Below are 17,280 nucleotides of genomic sequence, written 5' to 3' on the forward strand. Positions count from 1 at the left end.
CAATTTATAGAAGGAACCGGTTCACAAAATACGGCATAAATATTAAGACTTAAAGGAGAGGGATTATTGTGGAAAGAAGTTTATCTATGGAGTTAGTACGTGTAACAGAGGCTGCAGCATTATCATCAGCGCGTTGGATGGGACGCGGAAAAAAAGATGAAGCAGACGGTGCAGCAACATCAGCAATGCGCGATGTGTTCGATACAATTCCGATGAAAGGTACAGTTGTAATTGGTGAAGGGGAAATGGATGAAGCGCCAATGTTATACATCGGGGAAAAATTAGGTACAGGATACGGACCGCGCGTCGATGTTGCAGTTGATCCGTTAGAAGGAACGAATATCGTAGCAGCTGGAGGCTGGAATGCACTTGCTGTTATTGCGATTGCGGATCACGGTAATTTGTTACATGCTCCTGACATGTACATGGATAAAATTGCAGTTGGACCAGAAGCAGTTGGTGCAGTTGATATTGACGCACCTATTATTGATAACTTACGCGCTGTTGCAAAAGCGAAAAATAAAGATATTGAAGATGTTGTAGCAACAGTTCTAAACCGCCCGCGTCACCAAGCGATTATTGAAGAAATTCGCAAAGCTGGCGCTCGTATTAAATTGATTAATGATGGCGATGTAGCTGGAGCAATTAATACAGCATTTGATCGTACAGGTGTTGATATTTTATTCGGTTCTGGTGGTGCACCTGAAGGCGTTCTTGCAGCAGTTGCATTAAAATGTTTGGGCGGGGAAATTCACGGGAAGCTTCTTCCTCAAAATGAAGCAGAATTAGCTCGTTGTAAAAAAATGGGTATTGAAGATATAAATCGTATCCTTCGTATGGAAGACTTAGTGAAAGGTGACGACGCAATCTTTGCAGCAACAGGCGTAACAGATGGTGAATTACTACGTGGTGTTCAATTTAAAGGCAGTGTTGGTACAACAGAATCCCTTGTTATGCGTGCAAAATCCGGAACAGTTCGTTTCGTTGACGGACGCCATAGCTTAAATAAAAAACCAAATTTAGTAATTAAATAAAGAGAAAACAGAAGCAATATAAAAAGCGGAGACAAATTTTCTTGTCTTCGCTTCTTTTATTTGTGTTACAACGTATTGATTAAAACTGGATAAAAGGGTTACAATAGTGAATATTACCCTACTTGAACTTATTGCCTTTCATTATTATGTATTTGCCTTCCGTATATTTTCCCTTTACCCATGTGAAAAGAGAATAATGTCAAAGTGTGGTGTCTGAATGAATTTGTCAATTGCAGCATTAGAAAACATGAAATTAAAAGAGTTATACGAGCATGCGAAAGAATTTAAGATTTCGTATTACAGCAAATTAACAAAGAAAGAGTTAATTTTTGCTATATTAAAAGCTCGTGCAGAAAAAGAAGGTTTCTTCTTCATGGAAGGTGTACTCGAAATTATTCAATCAGAAGGATTTGGGTTCCTACGTCCAATCAACTATTCTCCAAGCTCAGAAGATATTTATATTTCAGCTTCGCAAATTCGTCGTTTTGATTTGCGTAATGGAGATAAGGTTTCTGGTAAAGTACGCCCGCCGAAAGAAAACGAACGCTATTTTGGATTGCTGCAAGTCGAAGCAGTAAATGGTGATGATCCAGAATCAGCAAAAGAGCGTGTGCATTTCCCTGCATTAACACCGTTATATCCAAATCGTCAAATGAAATTGGAGACGGAGCCGAAGAAACTATCAACACGCATCATGGATTTAATTGCACCAGTTGGATTTGGACAACGTGGTTTAATTGTCGCGCCTCCAAAGGCTGGTAAAACGATACTATTAAAAGAAATTGCTCATAGTGTCACAACAAATCATCCAGAAGCAGAATTAATCGTACTTTTAATTGACGAACGTCCAGAGGAAGTAACGGATATTGAACGTTCTGTTAAAGGTGATGTTGTAAGTTCTACGTTCGATGAAGTACCGGAAAACCACATTAAGGTGGCTGAGCTTGTATTAGAACGTGCGATGCGTCTTGTAGAACATAAAAAAGACGTTATCATTTTAATGGATAGTATTACCCGTTTAGCACGTGCTTACAACCTTGTTATTCCACCAAGTGGACGTACATTATCGGGTGGTATTGACCCAGCTGCGTTCCATAGACCAAAACGATTTTTCGGGGCAGCTCGTAACATTGAAGAGGGCGGTAGCTTAACGATTTTAGCAACAGCACTTGTTGATACAGGGTCTCGTATGGATGATGTTATTTACGAGGAGTTTAAAGGAACAGGTAATATGGAACTTCATTTGGATCGCTCGTTAGCTGAGCGTCGTATCTTCCCAGCGATTGATATTCGCCGTTCTGGTACGCGTAAAGAAGATCTATTAATTCCGAAAGAACATTTAGACAAGCTATGGGGCATTCGCAAAACAATGCGTGATACACCAGACTTTGTTGAAAGTTTCTTACGCAAGATGCGTCAAATGAAAACAAATGAAGAATTTTTACAAAACATTGTTGCAGATTCCAAAAGATATGTAACAACGAAGTAAAGGGAAACGGTGATGACTCGCTTATTTTTATGCTAAGCGAGTTTTTTCATGTCTTTTTGTGGAGAAGTTTAGCTAGTTAGAGTTAAATGAGCCGTCTTCGCTTTTAGGTATATCCAGTTTCAGCGGCAAGAATGGTCGGTGGCTTCGCGTCTTCCTACGAGGCAAAAGGCGCCTCTACGTCAGAAGCTCCATCCCCCTCTCATTCTGAACGAGCCGCTTTCGCTTTTAATTTATAAAAGACAAAAACAGGTAGTTGCAAAATGAAGTTAGCCTTGTTATAATTTCATCATATGTGTTTCATCATTATAGTTGTATTCGCAGCTAAAGATGAAAAACTCTGTTTCGAAAATGATTCAGGGCGGAAGGAGATGAAAAGAATGAAAGCAGGAATTCATCCGGATTACAAGAAAGTTGTATTCATGGACACAAACACAGGCTTCAAATTCTTAAGCGGATCTACTAAAGGATCTAGCGAAACGGTTGAGTGGGAAGATGGAAACACTTATCCATTACTAAAAGTTGAGATCAGTTCTGATTCTCACCCATTCTACACTGGACGTCAGAAGTTTGCTACTGCAGACGGACGTGTTGACCGCTTCAATAAGAAATACGGTCTTAAGTAATAAAAAACATAAAACAGGCAAGTGTATCTATTCGCTTGTCTGTTTTTTTTGCGAAAATATTAAACCTTTACCCTACTTTGGATAAAAAAGTAGATGAAAGGAGAGCTCCATGTACTTAATAAATCAAAACGGTTGGGTTGAAGTGATTTGCGGAAGTATGTTTTCTGGAAAATCAGAAGAGCTCATCCGCCGCGTGCGCCGTACACAATTTGCAAAGCAACATGCGATTGTATTTAAACCATGTATTGATAACCGTTATAGTGAAGAAGATGTTGTATCACATAATGGATTAAAGGTAAAAGCAGTTCCTGTTTCAGCTTCAAAAGATATATTTAATCATATAACAGAAGAAATGGACGTTATTGCAATTGATGAGGTGCAATTCTTTGATGGGGACATTGTGGAAGTGGTGCAAATATTGGCAAATCGTGGCTATCGTGTCATTGTAGCCGGTTTAGACCAAGATTTCCGTGGTCTACCATTTGGACAAGTTCCTCAGCTGATGGCGATTGCTGAACATGTAACAAAATTGCAAGCAGTTTGTTCTGTATGCGGGTCTCCAGCAAGCCGTACACAACGTTTAATTGATGGAGAACCGGCTGCATTCGATGATCCAATTATTTTAGTTGGGGCTTCAGAGTCATATGAGCCGCGTTGTCGTCATTGTCATGCAGTACCTACAAAACAAAAATAAGTAAAACTCGCTACAATAGGGCGGGTTTTTTTCGAAAATAGATGAAGAGTGGGGCGGGCTGCCTGCACCTTTAAAATAATATCTAGTTTCGGTGGCAAGCTCTTCGCGTCTAAGAACCTTCCGCAAAAAAGGCAAAGAGCGCCTTGTGTGCGAAAGAACCTTAGCCGGTCAGAGCTGAACGAGCCACCTACGCTTTTAAATAATATCTAGCTCCGGCGGCAAGAATGGTCGGTGGATTCGCTTCTTCCTGCGAGGAAAAAGGCGCCTCTATGTCAGAAGCTCCATCCCCCTCCCATTCTGAGCGAGCCGCCTGCACTTTTAAAATAATAATTTGCGTTTTTTTGATTAAGTACCATATACTATTTGTATTAAAGACTAGGATGTTGAGGTGAATGATGTGTTAGATCGTTTGCAAGCTGTAGAAAATCGTTATGAGAAGTTAAACGAGCTGTTAAGTGATCCAGAGGTTATTAGTGATTCGAATAAACTTCGTGAATATTCAAAGGAACAATCTGATATGCAAGAAACGGTAGAGGTGTACCGTGAGTATAAAGATGTTCGTGCGCAATTACGAGATGCGAAGGCAATGTTAGAAGAAAAGTTAGATGCTGACATGCGTGAAATGGTAAAGGAAGAAGTTTCTGAGTTAGAGGGACAAGAGAAAGAATTATCAGAGCGTCTGAAAATTTTACTTGTTCCAAAGGACCCGAATGATGATAAAAACGTTATTGTGGAGGTTCGTGGTGCTGCTGGTGGCGATGAGGCTGCTTTATTTGCTGGTGATTTATACCGTATGTATAGCCGTTATGCTGAGGTACAAGGTTGGAAAACTGAAATTATCGAAGCGAGTTATACAGAGTTAGGTGGATATAAAGAGATTATCTTTATGATCAACGGTAAAGGCGCTTTCGCAAAGTTGAAGTTTGAAAATGGTGCACACCGTGTGCAACGTGTTCCGGAAACAGAATCTGGTGGACGTATCCATACTTCTACAGCAACTGTAGCTGTATTACCGGAAGCAGAAGAAGTAGAAATCGATATTCATGAAAAAGATGTTCGTGTTGATACATTTGCTTCTAGTGGTCCTGGTGGACAAAGTGTTAATACAACGATGTCAGCGGTACGTTTAACGCATTTACCGACTGGTGTAGTTGTATCTTGTCAGGATGAAAAATCGCAAATTAAGAACAAAGAAAAAGCAATGAAAGTATTACGTGCACGTGTTTATGATAAATTTAGACAAGAAGCGCAAGCTGAGTACGATCAAAACCGTAAACAAGCTGTTGGTACGGGAGACCGTTCAGAGCGTATTCGTACGTATAACTTCCCGCAAAACCGTGTTACAGACCATCGAATCGGTTTAACGATTCAGAAGCTAGATCAAATCTTACAAGGTAAGTTAGATGATTTCATCAATGCCTTAGTGATGGAAGATCAGGCGCAAAAGATGGAGGCAGCTGAGTAATGCGTGTCTATGAAGCCCTGAAATGGGCTTCTTCTTTTTTACAAGAAAATGGGCGAGATGAAAATGCGGGAGAAATTGTCCTTTGTCATGTATTAAAGACGAATCGAACAGGCTTAATGATGAACATGCGTGAAGAAATGTCTGAGGAACAACAGAAGACGTTTACGAACTTTATCCACAAACATGTAGGTGGGATTCCTGTTCAATATATGATGGGATATGAAATGTTTTATGGTCGTTCGTTTTTCGTAAATGAAGAAGTATTAATACCAAGACCAGAAACAGAAGAGCTTATAGTAGGTGTATTAGATAGAATCCAGCGTATGTTTGGTAAGCAGGAACTGCATATAGCTGATATTGGTACGGGAAGTGGAGCAATTTCAATTACGCTCGCTTTAGAAAATCAAAATCTTCATATGTATACAGTAGATATCGCACAGGAATCTATTGAAGTTGCGAAAGAAAATGCAAAAGCATTAGGTGCAAATGTAACGTTCTATCATGGTGATTTATTATCACCGTTTTATGAAACGGGGCAAAAATTAGATGTTGTTGTTTCGAATCCCCCGTATATTCCAGAAGAAGACTGGAGAGGCCTTTCTCCGGTTGTAAAAGAGCATGAACCGAAGCGTGCGCTTGTTGGCGGGGAAGATGGGCTTGATTTTTATCGCCGTTTTATGGAAGAGTTGCCAAACGTCTTGCAAAGAAAAGCAATTGTTGCTTTTGAAGTAGGCATAGGGCAAGGTGAAGATGTTAAAAGGTTATTGCAGCAGACATTTCCGCATGCCCATGTAGAAGTTGTATTTGATATTAACGGAAAAGATCGTATGGTATTTGCGGAAATGGAGTAAGGATAGAACCTTACTCCATTTTTCTATATAATCCATTTTGCCTTTTCAACATATAAGTCGCGGCTATGAAAAATAAAAGGTGACCTGCCCTCGTTTTCTCCTTCTGTTTTCATGTGGCATGGGAAGAAAAAAGGACCTTGCCCGCATCTATGCATGGCTAGATGCTCTCTTCCACCCAAAAAGAAAGGTTTTAAATCGTTTTTTTCAATTTGTATTTACTACACTCGAAAGTTTTTCTATAGATTTAGAATTTAATAGTTTAGAAAGAGGTAAGAGTGTCTACACTGTTTACAGAAGGGACGGTGTAGGAGATGAAAAAACAAGCGATTGCCTATTTTCTTTTATTATTAATTGGTGCACAGTTACTTGTGCAGTTTGGATATATGAAAGTTGATGCGAAGGGAAAAACTGTTATTCCGAAAGAAGCTGTTCGATTACGTATTTTAGCAAATAGCGATTCGAAGGAAGATCAGGCGCTAAAACGTAAAGTGCGCGATGAAGTAAAGACGCAAATTGATGGTTGGGTAGCAGATTTGAAATCGTTTGAAGACGCACGTCGCGTTATTCAGAGTCACATCCCAGAAATTGAAAAAACGGTTGCTAATACGTTAAAACGCGAAGGAAGTAAAGAATCATTTCAAGTTACATTTAGCAAAAACATTAAATTTCCTACAAAAGTATATGGGAATTTTATTTATCCAGCAGGGGAATATGAAGCAGTACTCATTTCAATTGGAAAAGGCGAAGGGGCAAATTGGTGGTGCGTGTTATTCCCGCCAATGTGTTTTCTAGATTTCTCTAGTGGATCGGCTGTAAAAAAAGAGGAGCATGTTGTAAAAGCAGAATCAATGGATGAGGAAGAACAGCCAGTAAAAATACAGGAAGAAAAAGAAGAGGTATCGGAAAAACAAAATCAAGATGTTCTGTCGAAACAAAAAAAGGGACAAGAAACATCGAAAAAAGAGGTTATTTCAAAAGTACAAACTCCTGTGAAAGAAACAAATGAAAAGATTGCACAAGAAAAAAGCGTAAAACAGGGAGAAAAACAGCCTGTGGAAAAAATAGAAAAGCCTCTGGAGAAGAAACAAAAACAAACAATTGAAACAGTAGAAATAGAAGAGCAAGAGGAAAAACCGAAAGTGAAATTATTTATTGTAGAAGCATTCACATCGTTATTTTCTAAATAAGTACTAGTTTGGAATCCTTCCTCATATATAGAAATGAGGAGGGATTTGTTGTGAAAAAGACTTATTTTGCTACAAACGCTGATGTTGAGAGATTACATTCTTTTTTCGGACAAGCTAATAAAAAAGATGATAAAATAAATGAGTTATACGAGCAATTTATGATATTGGAAGATGACGGAGAGATACAAGCTGTAATTGGTTATGAACAAAAAGGAGAAAATGCACTCATTCGTTCTTGTTTGTTCACACCTATTGTGGATAACAAGACTTTCTTATATTTTTTTGAAATGTTTTTGCAGTATATGAAAGAGAAAAGTATGGGGCAAGTATATTTACTCACAAATCATCCACAATCTGTGACGATCTTTCAGTTTTTTAACTTTATAACTGTGGAAAAACATAAAGTTCCAGAGGATATTCAGCAGTTAGAACATTTTTGTGAAAATATAAAACAGCAGAATGTAATAATACTAAATTGTCAGCTATTCACAAAGTTATCCACTGATTAATTGGGTTTATCCACATTTTGTGGATAAACCTTGTTTGTCTTTTGGATAAATCTCATAGTAAACTAAATATAACAAGTATTTCATGGGAAAAAAGGACGTGGGAAAAAATGCATACAAATATGTGGACTGTGGATAATGTTGTGGAAATAAAAAAAGATTATCCACAATTACAAAAAGCAGCAAAATTACTAAGGGAAAATGAAGCGATTGCTTTTCCGACAGAGACGGTATACGGGCTAGGAGCAAATGCGATGAATGATGAAGCAATTGCGAAAATTTTTGAAGCGAAAGGCAGACCGAGTGATAATCCACTGATTGTCCATATTGGTTCTAAATCGCAGTTAAAAGGAATTGTTAGAGGAATACCAGAGGTTGCAGAAGTCTTAATGAAGCACTTTTGGCCGGGACCATTAACAATTATTTTACCGAAAAAAGAGGGGATTTCTGAAAAGGTTACGGCTGGTTTAGATACAGTTGGAGTTAGAATGCCGGATCATCCAGTGGCGCTAGCTCTTATTGAAGAAGCGAATGTACCTGTTGCAGCACCCAGTGCCAATCGTTCTGGGCGTCCGAGTCCAACACTAGCATCTCACGTATATGAAGATTTAAATGGAAAGATTGCTGGTATTGTTGATGGTGGTGCGACTGGCGTTGGGGTTGAATCAACGGTAATTGATTGTACAAGTGAAGTACCGACGATTTTACGTCCAGGTGGAATTACGAAGGAGCAGCTAGAAGAAGTGATCGGAACTGTTTCGTTAGATCCTGCGCTAAAAGATGAGAAAGAAAAACCGAAGGCACCAGGGATGAAATATACACATTATGCACCGAAAGCACCACTTAGTATTGTTGAAGGGTCTCGTGATTTTATTCAACAGCTTATAGATCAGAAGAAAGACGAAGGGTATACGGTAGGTGTATTAACGACAGAAGAATATCAACATGAATATAAAGCGGATGTTGTATTGTCTTGCGGAGTGCGAAGTGATTTAGCAAGCGTTGCAACTAAATTATACGATGTGCTGAGAACATTCGATGCCAGCAAAGTAGATGTGATTTTTAGTGAGTCATTTCCGAATGAAGGAATTGGAAATGCGATCATGAACCGTTTAACGAAAGCGGCAGGGCATCATATTATTATTGAAGAGTAGGCGAGTTGAAAAATTAAAACCTATTTTTTAGGGTGGAAGAGAGGATCCGCTCATGCATAGAAGCGGTCAGTACCTTTTTGGCCCCATGCCGAGTGAAACCAGAAGGAGAGAACGAGCGCGGGGTCACCTTTTGTTTTTCATGGCCCTAATGTGAATGTTGAATAATTGAAATGGATGTATCCTGTAAAAGCCCGATTAGTGGGGCTAATAATCAGTGGGGGATGAAGAAAATTCCCACTGATTAAAGTTTCACTTTATACAGAAAAATTTCGTAGATTCTATTTCTCCTCGGATGAGCATATTGTGAAGTAGCAAGTCCGAGGAGGGACATGGATGACGGTTGAACAACTAGTACCTTTGATTATAATGGCATTTGCCTTAGGGATGGATGCATTTTCTGTAAGCCTCGGCATGGGTATGATAACGCTCAGAATGCGACAAATCATTTATATCGGTATGACAATAGGGCTGTTTCATATTGTTATGCCGTTTCTCGGTATGATACTAGGTCGTTTTTTATCAGAGAAATTTGGGCATATTGCGACTGTTGCTGGGGCTATTCTGTTAATTGGATTAGGATTTTATATTGTGTATTCTTCCATTTTAGAAAGTGAAGAAACAAGGTCTGCTCCGGTGGGAATTAGCTTATTGGTATTTGCATTTAGTGTAAGTATAGATAGCTTTTCAGTTGGGCTCAGCCTCGGGATTTACGGAGCGCAAATGGTTGTAACAATATTGATGTTTGGATTGGTCAGTATGATATTAGCATGGGGTGGTTTACTTATTGGAAGACATGCAAAGCATATGCTCGGTACATATGGTGAAGTACTCGGCGGTATTATTCTTGTTGGGTTTGGATTATGTCTTCTTTTTCCAATATAATCTTGCTATCATATAAGAAAATGGTACATTTAGTTTTTGACATTTTTATCAAGATAGTTATGTAGGTTTATTGTTTGCGGGGCTATTTTATAAATAGTAGTACTTTGCTGGATGAAATGAAATTGGGAATGATAACGGAAGCCTCTTTCCTGTACAACCTTACTGTTTCTATTATTGCTTGTCGTACTAAAAATAACTCTAACTCTTATACATAGAAGGGATGGTACAAGTGACAAGAGTAAAACAAATTTTGGGTATTATTATTAGCTTTTTCGTATTTTGGTTTAGTATGCTCGGTGTACAAATGTTTGCTGAGTTTTTAGATATAAGTTCTTTAAAATTTATTGAGGGAAAAACAGAGACGGCTCGTATGTTTTATTCGCCGTATCCATTTTTTATCGTTTTTCTTATTACATTGCTCTCTTTATATTTCTTTGTTGTAAAGCTTGGAAAACCGAAGAAGGAAAATGCGCCTACGCTAGAAGAAAAGCGTGAAGAAATATAAAAAAAATCCCCTGCTTATAATGGCGGGGGATTTTTTGTTGTGGAATGAACGAGCTGTCGCTACTTTTAAATTGGCCTTACAAGCTCAAATTGTTCTCCTAATTTTGCGTAGTTGTGTCCTGCTAGGCGGCTTACTGGTTTTAGTCCTTCTGCATGAATTCGTCCGTTTTCATATAAATGTTCTGCGACGTGGAACCGGACAACGCGGCCGATAAGAAGGTCACATGCTGGGGAGTCTTCTGTTCCACCTAGTGGGATGGCGCGTTCTAATACGCACTCCATTCGAATATTCGCTTCTTTTACGCCTGGTACGGAGATGACATCACTTTCGATCGGGGTTAGTTTCGCTAATTCAATTTCACTTTGATTTGGAGGGAGGTTTGCAGCGGTTTCGTTGATGGCCTCCACATAGGATTCGTCGGAAATATGTACAACAAATTCACCTTTTTCAATGGCGTTTCGAGAAGTATCTTTTCTTTCTCCTCCTTTACGTTGTACGGAAACAGAAATGAGCGGCGGATTAGCAGCAACGATATTAAAATAGCTATATGGAGCCCCGTTTAAAACACCATCTTTTGTTACAGAAGTTACGAATGCTACAGGGCGCGGAATGATACTCCCTGTTAATAATTTGTAATTATCTTTTTCTGTTTGTTCGTTTGGATTAATCGAAAGCATATTTGTAATCTCCCTTCCTCGATATGAATACTTCTTTGTTTGTTTACAAGATAATGGAGGGAAACTCCTGCTAAAAAAATATTTTTTTGACGGTTTTTGTAAATGAGAAAAAAGAATAGGAGTAGATTCCAGCTTGGAATCTACTCCTATCATTAATAAATATATAAATACATTTTGATTTTTCAACATATAAGTCGCGGCTATGAAGAATAAAAGAGGATCTGCACTCATTTTCTCGCTTTGTTTTCACTTGGCATGGGGCTGGAAAAGGATCTGACCGCTTCTATGCATGGCCGGATGCTCTCTCCCACCTAAAAAAAGTTTTTTTCAATTTGCACTTATATATCTTGAAATTGAGATAACTGATTAAAGTAAAACGTAAGCGCCAGGTCCAGTTAACGCAACGCCAACTGCAATAGCGATTAAGATCATGTTATATTCAAACCCGTTTTGTGTTACCCAGTAGCCATTTTTTCCGTGTACAGTAAAGATTGCAACTAGCATTGTACCAATGATAAATAATGAGCCAACCCAAGTGAAGATACCTGCAGCGAATAAGAAACCACCTAATAGCTCAGTTGCGCCAGCCATAAATGCCATGAATACGCCAGGGCGTAAGCCGATTGATTCCATCCAGCCGCCTGTTCCTTTCAGACCGTGACCACCAAACCAGCCAAATAATTTTTGAGTACCGTGACCCATGAATGTAATTCCGATAACAAGACGAATAAGAAGAAGACCGATGTTCATCATTTATAAAACCTCCAAAAAGTTATTTACTTACCTTATGTAAGTTATAATAAATGAGTTACTTACTTTAGTCAAGTGACTTTCTTATGAAATTCGAAGAAAATTTTACAAATCAATAATAAAAAATAAATATGTTGTAAAGACCTCTAGACAAGTGGAGGAGAAAAAGAGAAAATACAAGTAAGAAGTTAATTCTCATCATTGTTATTCAGACAATCTGAATTGACTGGAATTTTGCAAAGCGATACAATAAGGGTCTATTGGTAATAACGTAATTCTTTTCGAAAGCGTTTTTACAATATAATATTTGAAGTGTGAAGTCTTACGTGTATCTCAATCTTTACTAGGGATTGCCCTATACATTTTCAACCTAATTATAAGGAGGACTATCCTATGTTTAAAAAATTATTTGGCCTTGGTTCAAAAACAAATGTAGAAACACTCGTAGCTCCATTAACTGGAGAAGTGAAAAATATTGAAGAAGTACCAGATCCAGTATTCGCTGGTCGTATGATGGGCGACGGTGTTGCAATCGTTCCTACTGAAGGTGTAGTTGTAGCACCAGTAGATGGCGAAATCGTACAATTATTCCACACAAAACATGCTGTTGGAATTAAAGCGAAAAACGGTACAGAAATTTTAATCCATGTTGGTTTAGAAACTGTAAAAATGGAAGGCGAAGGTTTCGAAGCCCACGTATCTGAAGGACAAGCTGTGAAAGCTGGCGATAAATTAATTTCTTTCGATTTAGAATTAATTCGCGAAAAAGCAAAAAGCACAATTACTCCAATTGTTATTACAAATACAGATGCAGCTGAATCTATTAATACAACTGTAGGTGTTTCAGCTACAAAAGGTTCAACAGAAGTAATGAAAGTTACAATGAAATAATGATTTTTTGTAAGGAATCCATTTTATATGAAATGGATTCCTTATTTTATTTAGTCATAAGTTTTTTTCGTGGGATGTTTTAGTGATGTATGGTACTATATTGAAGGTACTTGGAACTAGGGTTTCACATATATGTGGATAAGGCGTATTTCTCTTAGAAAAAATAAAAGGGAAATGCGCCTTTTGTATGTTCACATTTCTTTTGTTCCATTGTAATGTACGTTATGATGAATGTAGGACATTCACCATAAGGAGTGGATTTGGATGAAGCGAGTGTTGTTTGTTTGCACTGGAAATACATGTCGTAGCCCAATGGCAGAAGCGTTGCTTCGTCACTATGGGGAAGGGAAATTTGAGGCGAAGTCTGCTGGTGTTTTTGCCAGTTTTGGAAGTGATGCATCTTTACATGCAAAAGATGCATTAGCAGAAAAGGGGATTAAAGTAGCGCATGCTTCGCAGCAAATAACGAATGAATTACTTGAGTGGGCTGATATGGTACTCACGATGACGGAAAGCCATAAACAACTTGCGGTTGAATATCATCCGAGTGCTAGGGAGAAAGTGCATACATTCTATGAATTTGTAGAGGGTACAAGTAAAGATATTTCAGACCCGTTTGGCGGTTCTCTTTCTATTTATCAATCAACATTAGTAGAGATGGAAAAACTTGTACAAACTTTATTGGAAAAATATTCAGAAGGTTAATGTTTCGTGTATAATACGATATTGGAGATGACCTTGCTTGGAATGAGCAAGTGAGTATCAAACTTTTGCAATCATTCATCAGTGGGGATAAGTAATCCTACCTGATAGAAGTTTCACTAAAATTTTGGAGGGGTCAAAATGAAAGTAGTAGTAGCATCTGATCACGGTGGAATGAATATCCGTAAAGAAATCGTAAGTTTATTAGAAGAATTGAATATTGAATATGTTGATTTAGGATGTGAATGTGAAGCAGGTTCTGTTGATTATCCTGATTTTGCATTTCCAGCGGCAGAAATGGTTGCAAATGGTGAAGTAGACCGTGGTATTTTAATTTGTGGAACAGGTATTGGTATGTCAATTGCAGCAAATAAAGTACACGGTATTCGCTGTGCGTTAGTACATGATACATTTAGTGCAAGAGCAACAAGAGAACATAATGATACGAATATGTTAGCGATGGGTGAGCGTGTAATTGGTGCGGGTTTAGCGCGTGATATCGCAAAAATTTGGCTAACAACTGATTATGAAGGCGGACGTCACGAAAATCGCGTAGGGAAAATTAAAACATACGAAGCGAAGTAATCTTCTATTAGGACATACTATAATTTGTTGAACCAATCTGTGGAAGGAAGAGGCGTCATGACGGAAATAGTAAAAATGAAAGAGCAGCTACAAATATCGCTTTCTGATTTTCAAGAGCAAGCTTCTTTACAAAGCGGGCAAATTTTTGTAGTGGGCTGTAGCACGAGCGAGGTGCTCGGAGAGAGAATTGGGACATCAGGAACGATGGAAGTGGCGGAAGCGATTTTTTTTGAGCTAAAACAATTTCAAGAGCAAGCTGGTATAGAGTTGGCATTCCAATGTTGTGAGCATTTAAATCGTGCTTTAGTAGTAGAGAGAGAAGTAGCAATGAAGTATCAATTTGAAATTGTAACTGTTACGCCTGTTAGATCAGCCGGTGGTGCATTAGCAACATATGCCTATCACAATCTAAAGGATCCTGTAGTCGTGGAATTTATAAAAGCAGATGCGGGCATGGATATCGGTGATACATTTATTGGTATGCATCTAAAACATGTTGCGGTTCCAATTCGTACACGTGTAAAAGAGATTGGAAGTGCACACGTAACGATGGCTAAAACACGTGCGAAACTTATTGGTGGGGCACGTGCTGTATATGCGGCAGTAGAAGAAACAGTTACCTGTAGCTAAAAATAAAGAAGAAACAGAAATACTGTATCCTTTATATAACATGTAAAGAGGTATGTAGTCTGACTTCGTAAAGGATAAAAGAAAAGACCGAACTCGGTCTTTTTTTCTTTTATGATATAGAAAGTCATGTTAGAATGTAGTTGAAAACATGAAGGTTCTAAAGAATTACAACTTGAATTTTCGTTTTTTCTCAATAAATAAGAAAAAACTATCGGGAATCAGTGTAATTCGTTCAGAAAAGGGGGATTTTGGTGGATCATTTAAAACGTCAAGATGAAAAGGTATTTGCTGCAATTGAAGCAGAACTAGGAAGACAGCGTTCAAAAATTGAATTAATTGCCTCAGAAAACTTCGTAAGTGAAGCTGTAATGGAAGCACAAGGTTCTGTTTTAACAAACAAGTATGCAGAAGGATATCCTGGTAAACGTTACTATGGCGGTTGTGAGCATGTAGACGTAGTAGAGGATATTGCACGTGATCGCGTAAAAGAAATCTTTGGCGCAGAGCATGTGAACGTTCAACCACACTCTGGTGCACAAGCGAACATGGCTGTATACTTCACGATTTTAGAGCAAGGCGATACAGTACTTGGTATGAATTTATCCCACGGTGGTCACTTAACACACGGAAGCCCTGTTAACTTCAGTGGGGTACAATATAATTTCGTAGAATATGGCGTTGATGCTGAATCACACCGCATCAATTATGATGATGTGTTAGCAAAAGCAAAAGAACATAAGCCAAAATTAATCGTTGCAGGTGCAAGTGCGTACCCTCGTGTTATCGATTTCAAGAGATTCCGTGAAATCGCAGACGAAGTTGGTGCATACTTAATGGTAGATATGGCACATATCGCAGGTTTAGTTGCAGCAGGTTTACATCCAAACCCAGTACCACATGCACATTTCGTTACAACAACAACACATAAAACATTACGTGGCCCACGTGGCGGTATGATTTTATGTGAAGAAAAATTTGCAAAGCAAATTGATAAATCAATCTTCCCTGGTATTCAAGGTGGACCACTAATGCACGTAATTGCTGCGAAAGCTGTTGCATTTGGTGAGACACTTCAAGAAGACTTTAAAACATATGCACAAAATATCATTAATAATGCACAGCGCTTAGCAGAAGGTCTTCAAAAGGAAGGACTTACACTTGTTTCTGGTGGAACGGACAACCATCTTATCTTAATCGATGTTCGTAACCTAGATATTACAGGTAAAGTTGCAGAGCATGTATTAGATGAAGTTGGTATTACTGTAAACAAGAACACAATCCCATTTGAAACAGCAAGCCCATTTGTAACAAGCGGCATACGTATTGGTACAGCGGCGGTAACATCTCGTGGCTTCGGATTAGAAGAAATGGATGAAATTGCAGCAATTATTGCTCATACGTTAAAAAATCATGAGGATGAAGTTGCATTAGAAGAAGCACGTAAGCGTGTAGAAGCATTAACAGATAAGTTCCCAATGTATACAGATCTATAATAGATTAGATGAAGACTGCTGAAGCATATATTGTTTCAGCAGTCTTTTTTTCATTTGAAACACAAGTTCTTAATAGATAGTTTTTCAGAATACCTTCTATAAGTGATAGTTTCTACCGTAGAAGATATGAAATTGTAGTTTTCTCTGTCTGCGAGTGGCAGGATAAATGGGTTTTAAGATAGTAAAATTTGGATATTTCCACATAGGAGAGCGGGTTAGCTAAGTGAGAACATAGATAACTTCCGAAGTATGTATACAAACAATGAATAATTTTTGGATATATAATGAAGGATACGACTTCCATAATTGGTAAAGATATTAGGTAGGTTCATAATAGATTTGAAACTTTTCCAAATTTGCCCTTGAATATTAGTAGCGTTTTCTTTACAATCGTAAATAGTGTAAAACGGCGTGTACGCACGCATGAATATCATCTGAAGGAGAGATTCACATGGGAAAACTGTATGTATTTGATCACCCGTTAATTCAACATAAGATTACATATATTCGCGATAAAAATACAGGTACAAAAGAATTTCGTGAATTAGTGGATGAAGTAGCAAGCTTAATGGCATTTGAAATTACACGCGATCTTCCACTTGAAGAAATCGAAATTGAAACACCTGTAAGCAAAGCGAAAACAAAAGTGATCGCTGGTAAAAAGCTTGGTCTAATTCCGATTTTACGTGCAGGCTTAGGAATGGTAGACGGAATTCTGAAATTAATCCCAGCAGCAAAAGTAGGACACGTTGGTTTATACCGTGACCCAAAAACATTGCAACCGGTAGAATACTATGTGAAACTTCCAACGGATGTAGAAGAACGTGACTTTATCGTACTTGATCCGATGTTAGCAACAGGTGGTTCTGCAGCTGAAGCAATTAACTCTCTGAAAAAGCGCGGTGCGAAGCAAATTAAATTAATGTGTATCGTAGCTGCACCAGAAGGAGTAAAAGTAGTACAAGAAGAACATCCTGATGTTGATATTTATGTGGCGGCATTAGATGAAAAATTAAATGACCATGGTTATGTTGTTCCAGGTCTTGGCGATGCTGGTGACCGTTTATTTGGAACGAAGTAAGACAACAGACGAGAGGGAATTCCCCACTCGTCTTTTTTGTATAAATATTGAGGGTAGGGGAGGAGTATGGTGTTTTTTGTA

Annotated in this window: 19 protein-coding genes; 17 read left to right on the plus strand and 2 right to left on the minus strand. The window is 38.4% G+C overall.

From position 1 onward, the window contains the following. The first annotated feature begins 68 nt into the window (after nucleotides 1-68). The 11 genes from glpX (at nucleotide 69) to MHH71_RS16855 (ending at nucleotide 10,390) form a co-directional block, all read left to right on the plus strand. Nucleotides 69-1,034: a class II fructose-bisphosphatase gene (gene glpX, locus MHH71_RS16805; protein WP_003209232.1), complete on the plus strand. Its 966-nt coding sequence runs from the start codon at nucleotides 69-71 to the stop codon at nucleotides 1,032-1,034. Nucleotides 1,035-1,251: 217 nt separating this feature from the next. Then, nucleotides 1,252-2,523 (plus strand): transcription termination factor Rho, encoded by a 1,272-nt coding sequence (gene rho / locus MHH71_RS16810; protein WP_003202242.1) that lies wholly within the window; start codon nucleotides 1,252-1,254, stop codon nucleotides 2,521-2,523. Nucleotides 2,524-2,900: 377 nt separating this feature from the next. Next, nucleotides 2,901-3,146 (plus strand): type B 50S ribosomal protein L31, encoded by a 246-nt coding sequence (locus tag MHH71_RS16815; protein WP_000643436.1) that lies wholly within the window; start codon nucleotides 2,901-2,903, stop codon nucleotides 3,144-3,146. Nucleotides 3,147-3,255: 109 nt separating this feature from the next. After that, the gene (locus MHH71_RS16820) at nucleotides 3,256-3,840 is read left to right on the plus strand and encodes a thymidine kinase (RefSeq protein ID WP_006096669.1); all 585 of its coding nucleotides are present in this window, start codon (nucleotides 3,256-3,258) and stop codon (nucleotides 3,838-3,840) included. Between the two features lie 397 nt (nucleotides 3,841-4,237). After that, entirely contained in the window at nucleotides 4,238-5,305 is a 1,068-nt protein-coding gene (prfA, locus tag MHH71_RS16825; RefSeq protein ID WP_026008495.1) for a peptide chain release factor 1, read from the plus strand. After that, entirely contained in the window at nucleotides 5,305-6,156 is an 852-nt protein-coding gene (prmC, locus tag MHH71_RS16830) for a peptide chain release factor N(5)-glutamine methyltransferase (RefSeq protein WP_006096667.1), read from the plus strand. Before prfA ends, prmC begins: the two co-directional genes overlap by 1 nt. A 311-nt stretch (nucleotides 6,157-6,467) precedes the next feature. After that, entirely contained in the window at nucleotides 6,468-7,343 is an 876-nt protein-coding gene (gene spoIIR / locus MHH71_RS16835; RefSeq protein ID WP_006096666.1) for a stage II sporulation protein R, read from the plus strand. 50 nt (nucleotides 7,344-7,393) lie between these two features. Then, the gene (locus MHH71_RS16840; RefSeq protein ID WP_018764922.1) at nucleotides 7,394-7,852 is read left to right on the plus strand and encodes a mechanosensitive ion channel protein; all 459 of its coding nucleotides are present in this window, start codon (nucleotides 7,394-7,396) and stop codon (nucleotides 7,850-7,852) included. 107 nt (nucleotides 7,853-7,959) lie between these two features. Then, nucleotides 7,960-9,003 carry an L-threonylcarbamoyladenylate synthase gene (locus MHH71_RS16845; protein WP_006096664.1) on the plus strand — a complete coding sequence of 348 codons (1,044 nt, stop codon included), beginning with the start codon at nucleotides 7,960-7,962 and terminating at the stop codon, nucleotides 9,001-9,003. Between the two features lie 333 nt (nucleotides 9,004-9,336). Further along, entirely contained in the window at nucleotides 9,337-9,885 is a 549-nt protein-coding gene (locus MHH71_RS16850) for a manganese efflux pump MntP (RefSeq protein ID WP_006096663.1), read from the plus strand. A 229-nt stretch (nucleotides 9,886-10,114) separates the two neighbouring features. Next, nucleotides 10,115-10,390, plus strand: a complete 276-nt coding sequence (locus MHH71_RS16855; protein WP_018781178.1) for a DUF3935 domain-containing protein — start codon at nucleotides 10,115-10,117, stop codon at nucleotides 10,388-10,390. Between the two features lie 65 nt (nucleotides 10,391-10,455). On the opposite strand, the gene MHH71_RS16860 is transcribed toward MHH71_RS16855, so the two are convergent. Both MHH71_RS16860 and MHH71_RS16865 read right to left on the minus strand, forming a co-directional pair. Then, nucleotides 10,456-11,067 (minus strand): flavin reductase family protein, encoded by a 612-nt coding sequence (locus MHH71_RS16860; RefSeq protein WP_003202262.1) that lies wholly within the window; start codon nucleotides 11,065-11,067, stop codon nucleotides 10,456-10,458. A gap of 366 nt (nucleotides 11,068-11,433) precedes the next feature. Then, a complete protein-coding gene (locus MHH71_RS16865; RefSeq protein ID WP_006096661.1) occupies nucleotides 11,434-11,820 on the minus strand; it encodes a DoxX family protein in 387 nt (128 codons plus the stop codon). A 390-nt stretch (nucleotides 11,821-12,210) separates the two neighbouring features. On the opposite strand from MHH71_RS16865, the gene MHH71_RS16870 reads away from it, so the two are divergent. The 6 genes from MHH71_RS16870 (at nucleotide 12,211) to upp (ending at nucleotide 17,199) form a co-directional block, all read left to right on the plus strand. Next, entirely contained in the window at nucleotides 12,211-12,708 is a 498-nt protein-coding gene (locus MHH71_RS16870) for a PTS sugar transporter subunit IIA (protein WP_006096660.1), read from the plus strand. 264 nt (nucleotides 12,709-12,972) lie between these two features. Next, nucleotides 12,973-13,413 carry a low molecular weight protein arginine phosphatase gene (locus MHH71_RS16875; RefSeq protein ID WP_018781180.1) on the plus strand — a complete coding sequence of 147 codons (441 nt, stop codon included), beginning with the start codon at nucleotides 12,973-12,975 and terminating at the stop codon, nucleotides 13,411-13,413. Between the two features lie 138 nt (nucleotides 13,414-13,551). Then, on the plus strand, nucleotides 13,552-13,995 hold the full coding sequence (gene rpiB, locus MHH71_RS16880; RefSeq protein ID WP_003202270.1) for a ribose 5-phosphate isomerase B: 444 nt from the start codon (nucleotides 13,552-13,554) through the stop codon (nucleotides 13,993-13,995). 57 nt (nucleotides 13,996-14,052) lie between these two features. Beyond that, entirely contained in the window at nucleotides 14,053-14,625 is a 573-nt protein-coding gene (locus MHH71_RS16885) for a TIGR01440 family protein (protein ID WP_018764926.1), read from the plus strand. Between the two features lie 251 nt (nucleotides 14,626-14,876). Beyond that, entirely contained in the window at nucleotides 14,877-16,118 is a 1,242-nt protein-coding gene (gene glyA / locus MHH71_RS16890; protein ID WP_006096657.1) for a serine hydroxymethyltransferase, read from the plus strand. A gap of 451 nt (nucleotides 16,119-16,569) precedes the next feature. Beyond that, nucleotides 16,570-17,199 carry a uracil phosphoribosyltransferase gene (gene upp / locus MHH71_RS16895; RefSeq protein WP_003202275.1) on the plus strand — a complete coding sequence of 210 codons (630 nt, stop codon included), beginning with the start codon at nucleotides 16,570-16,572 and terminating at the stop codon, nucleotides 17,197-17,199. Nucleotides 17,200-17,280 lie beyond the last annotated feature (81 nt).

It is taken from the genome of Bacillus sp. FSL H8-0534 (assembly GCF_038005885.1).
In the GTDB taxonomy this organism is placed as follows: domain Bacteria; phylum Bacillota; class Bacilli; order Bacillales; family Bacillaceae_G; genus Bacillus_A; species Bacillus_A pseudomycoides.